The organism is Actinophytocola sp., assembly GCF_036402745.1.
In the GTDB taxonomy this organism is placed as follows: domain Bacteria; phylum Actinomycetota; class Actinomycetes; order Mycobacteriales; family Pseudonocardiaceae; genus Actinophytocola.
Genome location: NZ_DASWSJ010000054.1, coordinates 1 through 9,998, shown reverse-complemented (window position 1 = coordinate 9,998; position 9,998 = coordinate 1). Strand labels below are relative to the sequence as shown.

At 70.9% G+C, this 9,998-nt stretch carries 7 protein-coding genes and 1 pseudogene; 3 read left to right on the top strand and 5 right to left on the bottom strand.

The genetic code is table 11. From position 1 onward, the window contains the following. The 5 genes and pseudogenes from VGD70_RS05655 to VGD70_RS05635 all read right to left on the bottom strand — a co-directional run. Positions 1 to 280: pseudogene (locus VGD70_RS05655) on the bottom strand (2-oxoacid:ferredoxin oxidoreductase subunit beta); the annotation flags it as partial. After that, positions 277 to 2,169, bottom strand: coding sequence for a 2-oxoacid:acceptor oxidoreductase subunit alpha (locus tag VGD70_RS05650; protein WP_331078813.1), 1,893 nt, complete (start codon positions 2,167 to 2,169; stop codon positions 277 to 279). The gene VGD70_RS05650 and the pseudogene VGD70_RS05655, both read right to left, overlap by 4 nt. Before the next feature lie 56 nt (positions 2,170 to 2,225). Beyond that, positions 2,226 to 4,478: a heterodisulfide reductase-related iron-sulfur binding cluster gene (locus VGD70_RS05645; RefSeq protein WP_331078811.1), complete on the bottom strand. Its 2,253-nt coding sequence runs from the start codon at positions 4,476 to 4,478 to the stop codon at positions 2,226 to 2,228. 123 nt (positions 4,479 to 4,601) lie between these two features. Then, on the bottom strand, positions 4,602 to 5,522 hold the full coding sequence (locus VGD70_RS05640) for a bile acid:sodium symporter family protein (protein WP_331078810.1): 921 nt from the start codon (positions 5,520 to 5,522) through the stop codon (positions 4,602 to 4,604). A 26-nt stretch (positions 5,523 to 5,548) separates the two neighbouring features. After that, positions 5,549 to 6,325 (bottom strand): TetR/AcrR family transcriptional regulator, encoded by a 777-nt coding sequence (locus VGD70_RS05635; RefSeq protein ID WP_331078809.1) that lies wholly within the window; start codon positions 6,323 to 6,325, stop codon positions 5,549 to 5,551. An 81-nt stretch (positions 6,326 to 6,406) separates the two neighbouring features. Here VGD70_RS05635 and VGD70_RS05630 point away from each other — a divergent pair, with 81 nt between their 5' ends. The 3 genes from VGD70_RS05630 to VGD70_RS05620 all read left to right on the top strand — a co-directional run. After that, the gene (locus VGD70_RS05630) at positions 6,407 to 7,381 is read left to right on the top strand and encodes an ATP-binding cassette domain-containing protein (protein ID WP_331078807.1); all 975 of its coding nucleotides are present in this window, start codon (positions 6,407 to 6,409) and stop codon (positions 7,379 to 7,381) included. Positions 7,382 to 7,427: 46 nt separating this feature from the next. Further along, a complete protein-coding gene (locus tag VGD70_RS05625; protein WP_331078805.1) occupies positions 7,428 to 8,243 on the top strand; it encodes an ABC transporter permease in 816 nt (271 codons plus the stop codon). 65 nt (positions 8,244 to 8,308) lie between these two features. After that, on the top strand, positions 8,309 to 9,998 hold a 1,690-nt coding region (locus tag VGD70_RS05620; RefSeq protein WP_331078815.1), incomplete at its 3' end, for a DEAD/DEAH box helicase.

Below are 9,998 nucleotides of genomic sequence, written 5' to 3'. Positions count from 1 at the left end.
CCGGCGCCCGACCATGGATGGAATGCATCCCGTAGGTGTTCATGTAGTACGGGAACCGCGACGAACACCCGATCCCCGAGACGAACACGATGTTCTCCCGTTTCAACCCCAACGACGGCAGAAACCCCTGCATCGCATTCAGAACGACGTAGTCACCGCAGCCGGGACACCACCGGACCTCCTGATCCGACTTGAAATCCTTCGCCCGCTGCGCCTCATCCGAACCCGGCACACCAGCCAACCCACCCAACTCCGGCAGCCCCAGATCGATGGTCGTCATGCCGCCTCCGCAAGCCTGGTCCCCGTCTCACCGACGTGACGCAGCAGCACCTCGGCGAGCTCCTCCTCCATGAACGGCACGCCGGCGACCTTCGGGTGCGACACCGCGTCCACCAGAAACCTCGCCCGCACGAGCATCGCCAGCTGGCCCAGGTTCATCTCCGGCACCACCACCCGCTCGTAGGACCGGAGCACCTTCCCCAGGTTCGCCGGGAACGGGTTCAGGTGGCGCAGCTGCGCGTGCGCAACCCGCCGGCCGCGCCGGCGCACCGCCCGGCACGCGGCGCCGATCGGACCGAAGGTCGAGCCCCAGCCCAGCACCAGCACGTCCGCGCGGCCGGACGGGTCGTCCACGACGAGGTCCGGCACCCGCACACCGTCCACTTTGGCCTGACGCAGGTGGACCATGCGGTCGTGGTTGTCCGGGTCGTAGGAGATCTCGCCCCGCCCGTCGGCCTTCTCCAGCCCGCCGATCCGGTGCTGCAGGCCAGGCGTGCCGGGGATCGCCCACTCGCGGGCGAGCGTCTCCGGGTCCCGCTTGTAGGGCCAGTGCTCGCCGTCCTCGCCGTTCGGCTCGGAGGCGAACGCCACCCGCAGGTCGGGCAGCGCGCCGGCGTCCGGGATCAGCCAGGGCTCGGAGCCGTTGGCGATGGCGCCGTCGGACAGCAGCAGCACCGGCGTCCGGTAGGTCAGCGCGATCCGGGCCGCCTCCAGCGCGGCGTCGAAGCAGTCCCCGGGGGACAGCGGCGCGACGATCGGCACCGGCGACTCGCCGTTGCGGCCGAACATCGCCTGCAGCAGGTCTGCCTGCTCGGTCTTCGTCGGCAACCCGGTCGACGGGCCACCCCGCTGCACGTCGATCACGACCAGCGGCAGCTCGGTCATCACGGCGAGGCCGATGGTCTCCGACTTGAGCGCGATACCCGGCCCCGACGTCGTCGTCACACCCAGCGAACCGCCGTAGGCCGCACCCAGCGCCGCACCGACACCGGCGATCTCGTCCTCCGCCTGCATGGTCGTGATGCCGAAGTTCTTGTGCTTCGACAGCTCGTGCAGGATGTCCGACGCGGGCGTGATCGGGTAGCTGCCCAGGAACACCGGCAGCCCCGAGCACTGGCCGGCCGCGACGATCCCGTAGGCCAGCGCGGCGTTCCCGGTGATCTGCCGGTAGTTCCCCGGCGGGAAGTCACGCGCCGGCGCCACCTCGTAGGTCGTGGCGAACGCCTCGGTGGTCTCGCCGTAGTTCCAGCCCGCCCGGAACGCCAGCACGTTCGCCTCGGCGATGTCGGGCTTGCGGGCGAACTTCTCACGCAGGAACGCCTCCGTGCGCTCGGTGGGCCGGTGGTACATCCACGACAGCAGGCCCAGCGCGAACATGTTCTTGCAGCGCTCGGCATCCTTCTTCGACAGGCCCGTGTCCTTGAGCGCGCCCTGGGTGAGCGTCGCCATCCGCACCGGCAACACCTGGTAGCGCGCCAGCGAGTCGTCCTCCAGCGGGTTGGCCGCATAGCCGACCTTGGCCAGCGCGCGCTTGGCGAACTCGTCGGTGTTCACGATGATCGTGCCGCCCGCGGGCACGTCGTCGACGTTGGCCTTGAGCGCCGCCGGGTTCATCGCCACCAGCACGTCCGGCCGATCGCCCGGCGTGAGGATGTCGTAGTCGGCGAAGTGCAGCTGGAAGCTGGACACCCCGGGCAGCGTGCCCGCGGGAGCCCGGATCTCCGCCGGGAAGTTCGGCAGCGTGGCCAGGTCGTTGCCGAACGCCGCCGCCTCGGAGGTGAACCGGTCACCCGTGAGCTGCATGCCGTCACCGGAGTCGCCCGCGAACCTGATCACCACCCGGTCGAGCTTGACCGGCGGTGTCACGGGTCGTTCCGGGACGGGAGTCACCGCACCAGTGTGCGCAGGCCGGACCGCGTCGCGGACGAATCCGGCTAGAGTCCTGCTCAGCTGCCCGTGGGGGCCTTCGGCTCGCTGGGCAGCCCGCGCTTGACCGACTCCAGCAGCATCTGCGACACGTCCCGGACCTGCATGTCCGTGCCCTTGTCCTCGCTCTGCCGCTGCACCAGGCCGTCGGTGATCATGACCCGGCAGAACGGGCAGCCGGTCACGACCTCCTTGGTGTTGGTGTCGATCGCCTCGTCGACCCGCTCCAGGTTGATGCGCTTGCCGATGTTCTCTTCCATCCACATCCGGGCGCCACCCGCGCCGCAGCACAGCGACCGGTCGGCGTGCCGCGGCATCTCGGTGAGCGTGGCGCCGGTCGCGCCGACCAGCTCGCGCGGCGGCTCGTAGACCTTGTTGTGCCGGCCCAGGTAGCAGGGGTCGTGGTAGGTCACCGGCGCGCCGCCGTCGGCGGGCTTGACCGGGGTGAGCCTGCCCTCGCGCACGAGCTTGTTGAGCAGCTGCGTGTGGTGCAGGACCTCGTAGTGGCCGCTGGTTCCCTCGAACGCGGGGATCATGCCCTCCAGCTGCGGGTACTCGCGGCCGAGGGTGTTCATGCAGTGCGGGCAGGTGGTGACGATCTTGCGGCGCACCGGCTCACGGCCCTCGAACACGGAGTTGAGCATCTCCGCGGTCTGCTGGGCCATCATCTGGAAGAGGAACTCGTTGCCCGAGCGGCGCGCCGGGTCACCGGTGCAGGTCTCCTCCTTGCCCAGCACGACGTACTTCACGCCCGCGATGTGCAGCAGCTCGGCGGTGGCCCGCACGGTCTTCTTGGCGTTGTCGTCGAACGCGCCCGCGCAGCCGATCCAGTAGAGGTACTCGACGTCGTCCGCGAGCTCGCCAGCTCCGTCAGCACCGAACACCGGCACCTCGAAGTCGAGGCCCTTGGCCCAGTCCATCCGCTCGGAGTTGTTCTGGCCCCAGGGGTTGCCCTTGTTCTCCAGGTTGCGGAACAGCGTGCCGAGCTCGGACGGGAACTCCGACTCGATCATCACCTGGTAGCGGCGCATGTCGACGATGTGGTCGACGTGCTCGATGTCCACCGGGCACTGGTCGACGCACGCGCCGCAGGTGGTGCAGGACCACAGCACGTCCGGGTCGATGACGCCGCCGACCTCGGCCGTGCCGACGAGCGGGCGGGTGGCCTGCGCGGGGCTGTCCGCCGGCACCCGGGCGAAGCCGGACTCGGGGACGTGGTGCCCGTTGCCCTCGGCGAGCTCCAGCACGTCGACGTTGCTGTGGTCGGGCATCTCCTGGCCGCCGATGAGGTACGGCGCCTTCGCGAACAGGTGGTCGCGCAGGTCCATGATCACGAGCTTGGGCGACAGCGGCTTGCCCGTGTTCCACGCCGGGCACTGGCTCTGACAGCGCCCGCACTCGGTGCACGTGGCGAAGTCGAGCATGCCCTTCCAGGTGAAGTCCTCGATCTTGCCGCGGCCGAACACGTCGTCGTCGCCCGGGTCCTCGAAGTCGATCGGCTCGCCGTTGGACTCCATCGGCAGCAGCGGGCCGAGGGCGTCGGGCAGCCGCTTGGTCGAGACGTTGATCGGCGCGATGAACACGTGCAGGTGCTTCGAGTGCAGGATGATGATCGTGAACGAGAGCATCACGCCGATGTGCAGCAGGAGGGCGACGGACTCGATCCACTCGTTCGGCGTGTGCCCCAACGGCTCCAGCAGGTTGCCGACGCCGAGCGAGACCCACGCGCCGGAGTCGTAGGGCAGGTTCCCGAGCGCCGCGGACGCGCCGCGGAACAGGAACATCGTCCAGATCACGTTGAAGATCATGAACAGGATCAGCCAGGCGCCGCCGGTGTGCGAGCCGTAGAACCGGGACGCGCGTTGCTTGCGTTCCGGCGCCTGCCGGATGCGGATGATCGCGAACGCGGCGAGCGAGATGACCACCATGACCGCGATGAAGTCCTGCAGGAAGCCCAGGATCGCCCACCGCCCGATGAACGGGATGTGGAAGTCGTAGTCGAACAGGGTGCCGTAGGCCTCGAGGTAGACCGAGGCGAGGATGACGAAACCCCAGAACGTGAACGCGTGCGCGGCCCCGGGGATCGACCACTTGAGCAGCTTGCGCTGCCCGAAGACCTCTTTGACCTGCGCCCACAGCCGGCTGCGGACGTGGTCGAAGCGATCCACCGGCTGGCCGGACTTGATCAGGTCGAACAGGAACTTGGCGCGTCGCCCGGCGAGGCCGAGCACCGCCAAGGTGATCAACACCCCCAGGAACATTCGAACGACCACGAGCGCCTCCGCATCCGCCGACCTTGACGGGTACCAGCCTTGCTTATTACTCGTCAGTATTTCGGATGCGGGTGCGCGGCGCGCAACGGGGTTGTGATGCAGCCCGCTCGCGGTCTTGACCGGTCAGGTACGTATCTCGACCTGCTCGTCCTGCCGGCGGCTCATCGCGTAGGCGAGCAAACCCGCTGGCAGGAAGCTCAGGATGCCGTAGACCGCGGGCGGGATGGCCATCTCGGTGCTGTTCAGCAACGCCGGGCTGAGCGCGATCGTGATGGCCAGGGTGCTGTTGTGCACGCCGATCTCGAAGCTGGCCGCCACTGCCTGTCCTCGAGGCACCCGCGCGGCGCGCGGCGCGACGTAGCCGATGGCGAGGCTGAGGACGCACAGGATCAGCGCGACGAGGCCGGCCGCCTGCAGGTAGCCGAGGACGTTGGCGCGCTCCTGGTAGACGGCGACCGCGATGACCGTGACGAGGACGACGACCGAGGCGATCCTGACCGGCCGGTTCAGCCGGTCGGCCAGCTCAGGGTTCCGCCGGCGCACGACCATCCCGACGGCCACGGGCACGAGCACGATCGCGAAGACCTGCAGGAGCTTGGCCGGCTGCAGGCCGATCGCGTCCTCGCCTTTCATGAACCCGTCGAGCGCGAGGTTGACGATCACCGGCATGGTCACGACGGCGAGGACGGAGTTGATGGCGGTGAGGGTGATGTTGAGCGCGACGTCGCCGCGGGCGAGGTGGCTGAAGAGGTTCGCGGTCGTCCCGCCGGGCGAGGCGGCGAGCAGCATCATGCCGACGGCGAGGGCCGGCTCGAGGTCGAAGAGGAGGACGAGCCCGAGGCAGAGCGCGGGGAGGACGAGGATCTGACACCCGAGCGCGACCGCCGCGGCCCGCGGGTAGGCGAGCACCCGCCCGAAGTCGCCGACGGTCAGCGACAGCCCGAGCCCGAGCATGATCACCCCGAGGGCGATCGGCAGGAAGACCGTTGTCGCGGTCGACGAGTTCATGGGCCGGACGTTCGCAAGAACCGGACAAGTTCGCAATAGCCCAGACGGCCGCCAGGTCGAGGTCAGGGGCGGCGGGACTCGATCAAGGTCTCGATGCCGTCCAGGAGTCTGGCCAGGCCGAACTGGAAGCCGTGCGCCGGGTCGTAGGCGGACTGGAACACCTCGCCCGCCACCGCGCCCACCCGCGCGGCCACCGGGTACTTCGACGCGTCGAACACCTTCTCCAGCAGCGGGCCGTACGTCGACCACCACTCCTCGTCCGTCATGCCCGTGTCGCGGGTCGACGCCGCGGCCTCGACCGCGGTGCGCGCGGCGCCCTGCACGAACACCGAGACGAGGTTCACCACCGAGTCCATCTCGAGCTCGCTCAACCCGATGCCGTCCACCGCGCGCAGGTCGTGGTCGTAGCCCGCGATGCTGTTCGGGCCCAGCGGCGGCCTCGACATCGCCATGACCCGCAGCATCCACGGGTGCCGCCGGTAGAGGTCCCAGTTCGCCCGGGCGATCGCCTCCAGCCGGGCGCGCCAGCCGCCGGCCGGGCCGGCGCGCTCGACCTCGCCGCACGCGGTGTCGTACATGACGTCCACCAACTCGGCCTTCGACGGCACGTAGGTATAGAGCGACATCGTGCCGACGCCAAGCCGCTCGGCCACCCGGCGCATCGACACGGCGGCCAGGCCCTCCGCGTCGGCGAGCTCGATCGCCGCGGCCACGATCCTGTCCACGGTCAGGCCCGGCTTCGGCCCGCGGGTCCGTGGCTGCTCGTCGCGCCAGAGCAACGCCATGCTGCGGACCGGGTCGCCGCGGCCGCCGTAGTGAGTCTCCTGGTTCTTCGCCATCGTGGGTAACATCCTAGGCTCTCCGTACGATGTACGGTATTGTCGGACACTACTCCGTACAACGTACGACATTGGAGGACGATGGTGACCGCGATCGCCACTGAGGGGTTGCGCAAGCGATACGGCGACAAGATCGCTCTCGACGGGGTGAGCCTGACCGTCCCGGCCGGCACGGTCTGCGGCCTGCTCGGCCCGAACGGCGCGGGCAAGACGACCACCGTGCGGATCCTCACCACCCTGCTCCGCGCGGACGGCGGCCGCGCGGAGGTGGCCGGCTTCGACGTGGCACGCCAGCCCGACCGGGTGCGCGCGAGCATCGGCCTGGTCGGCCAGAGCGCCGCCGTCGACGACGCCCTGTCGGCGCGGCAGAACCTGGAGCTGTTCGGCCGGCTCTACCACCTGTCCGGCGCGTCGGCGCGGGCCCGGGCCACGGCGCTGCTCGCGCAGTTCGACCTCGCCGACACCGGGAACAAGGCGGTCAAGCAGTTCTCCGGCGGGATGCGCCGGCGCCTGGACCTGGCCGCGAGCCTGATCCTGGCGCCCCGCGTGCTGTTCCTCGACGAGCCGACCACCGGGCTCGACCCCCGCGGCCGCACCGAGGTCTGGGCGGCGGTCCGCGTGCTGGTGGCCGAGGGCACGACGGTGCTGCTGACCACGCAGTACCTCGACGAGGCCGACCAGCTCGCCGGGCGGATCGCGGTGATCGACCAGGGCCGGGTGATCGCCGAGGGCAGCCCGACGGAGCTGAAGGCCCGGCTGGGCGGCGACCGGCTCGACGTGGTCCTGCACGACGCCGCCGAGCTGCCCCGCGCGGCGACCGTGCTGCGCGCGGTGGCGACCGCCGACCCGGAGACCGACACCGACATCCGGCGGGTCAGCGCCCCGGTCCGGGACCGGGTGAGCGCGCTGACCGAGGCGACCCGCGCGCTGCGGGAGTCCGGGGTGGCGGTGGAGGACATCGCCCTGCGCCGGCCGACCCTCGACGAGGTGTTCCTCCACCTGACCGGCCACCACCCGGAGGAGAGAAAGGAAAGCAAGCACGAGGTGACGGCATGACCACGCGCACCCAGCACCTCCACCCGGCGACCGAAGGGGCGTTCGCATGACCACTCTCATCCCGGTACCCGGCGGCCGGCTCCGGTGGGCGGTCGCCGACGGCTGGATCATGACCCGCCGCGACCTGCTCCACTGGGTCCGCGAACCCACCCCGGTGATCGTCGGCCTGCTCTTCCCCGTCCTCCTCGTGCTGATGTTCGGGTACCTGTTCGGCGGCGCGATGGCCGTGCCGGGCGGCGGGGACTACAAGGAGTTCCTCCTCCCCGGCATGTTCGGCATGACCATGGCCTTCGGGCTCGAGGCGACCATGATCGCGGTCAGCACCGACGCCCAGCGCGGGGTCACCGACCGGTTCCGGTCCATGCCGATGTCGCCGTCGGCCGTGGTCGTGGGCCGCTGCGGGGCCGACCTGCTCAACTCCGCCGCCGCGCTCGTCGTCATGGTCGGCTGCGGGCTCCTGGTCGGCTGGCAGGCGCACGGGTCGGTCCAGGCGACGCTCGCCGCGATCGGGCTGCTGGTCTGGCTGCGGTTCGCGTTGCTGTGGCTCGGCATCTACCTCGGTCTCGTCGTCAGGAACCCGGAGGCCGTGGCCGCGGTGCAGATCCTCATCTGGCCGGTCGGCTTCCTCGCCAACACGTTCGTGGCGCCGGGCACGATGCCGGGCTGGCTGGGCACGATCGCGGAGTGGAATCCGTTGTCCTCGACGGTGGCCGGGGCACGCGAGCTGTTCGGCAACCCGGGGTGGGGTGGTGACACGTGGATCGCGCAGCATGCGACGCTCATGGCGCTCGTCTGGCCGCTGGTCATCGTCGCGATCTTCTTCCCGCTGTCCGTCCGCCGCTACCAGAGGTTGAGCCGTTGACCGTGCCGGATCGGGGGTGGGCCGCCGGCGTCGAGCCGGCGGACCCGCCCCGCCACACCCAGGTCGTGCTCGGCACTGTCCGGGTCCCGATCGCCGACGCGCTGCCCCTGCTCCTCGCGCCGCAGGACCACCCGGCGGCCGCGTTCTGGGCCGCCGCCACGCGCGACGCCCTGCACCTCGTGGCCCGCGGCCGGCTGCGGCCCGCGGTCACCGACGCCGGCCACGACGCCTGGCGCGTCGGCCCGCTCGAGCCGTCCGATGTGGACCGTCTGCACCGGCTGGCGGCCGCCATGCCGCCGGAGGCGGGCGACCGCACCGCCGCGGTGCCGCTCGTGAAGGCGTTCCTCGACGCGGTCGCCGACGTCCTCGCCCGCGACGGCGAGGACGGGCCCGCGTTCACCGCGCTGGCCCCGCGACAGGTGCCCGAGCTCCGGGCGTGGGCCGCCGACCTCGCCCGGGACACCCGGGTGTCGCTGCGCCTGGAGGTCCCGGACGGTGACTTCGCGGCCGGCTCGTTCACCGCCGTCGTCCAGGTGCACGGCGACACCACGGTCCTCGACGCCGCCGAGCTGTGGGCCGGCGCCGGCCTCGACGAGCGGACCCGGACCGACGCGATGCTCGCGGTCCGGCACGCCGCGCGGGTCTGGCCGCCGCTCGCCCGGCTGCTCGACCTCGCCGTGCCCGACCGGCTCGTCCTCGGCGACGACGAGGTGCGCGACCTGCTCGGCCCGGGCGGCGCCGCCCTGGAGGCCGCCGGCATCGACGTCCACTGGCCCAAGGAGCTGGCCCGCGACGTCACCGCCCACGCCACCGTCGCCGGCACCGACGTACCCGGGTTCTTCGGCGCCGGGTCACTGCTGGACTTCCACTGGCAGCTCGCCACCCGCGGCGAGGCGCTCACCGAGGCCGAGCTGGACCGGCTCGCCGAGGCACACCGCCCGGTCGTGCGGCTGCGGGACCGGTGGACGCTCGTCGACCCGGACCTCGCCCGCAAGGCCCGCGAACGCGTGCTCAAGCCGCTCACCTCCATCGACGCGCTCGGCGCCGCGCTCACCGGCACCGCCCAGGTCGACGGCGAGTGGGTCCGGGTGGCGCCCAGCCCACCGCTGGAGCGGCTGCGCGAGCGGCTCGCCGAAACCCCTGTCGCACAACCGGAAGCGCTCGCCGCGACGCTGCGCGACTACCAGCTGCGCGGACTGCGCTGGCTCGCCCGCATGACCGACCTCGGCCTCGGCGGCTGCCTCGCCGACGACATGGGCCTCGGCAAGACGATCATGCTCATCTCACTCCATCTGCATCGCCAGGAGTCGGAAGACACTGCCGGCCCGACGCTGGTCGTCTGTCCTGCCTCGCTGCTCGGCAACTGGGAGCGCGAGGTCCAGCGCTTCGCTCCCGGTACGCCAGTACGCCGCTTCCACGGATCCGGACGATCGCTTGAAGGCGCCGACGAAGGGTTCGTGCTCACGACGTACGGGACTCTCCGCCGCGATGCGGCCCGGCTCGGAGCGCATCGCTGGGCGCTGCTGGTCGCGGACGAGGCGCAGCACGTGAAGAACCCAACCTCCGGTACTGCGAAAGCCCTGCGAACCATTCCGGCGATGGCGCGAGTGGCGCTGACCGGTACGCCAGTGGAGAACAACCTCTCCGAGCTCTGGGCGATCCTCGACTGGACGACGCCGGGATTGCTCGGGCGGCTCGGAACCTTTCGCAACAACTGGGCGACACCGATCGAAGCCGACAAGGACGAGGACGTCG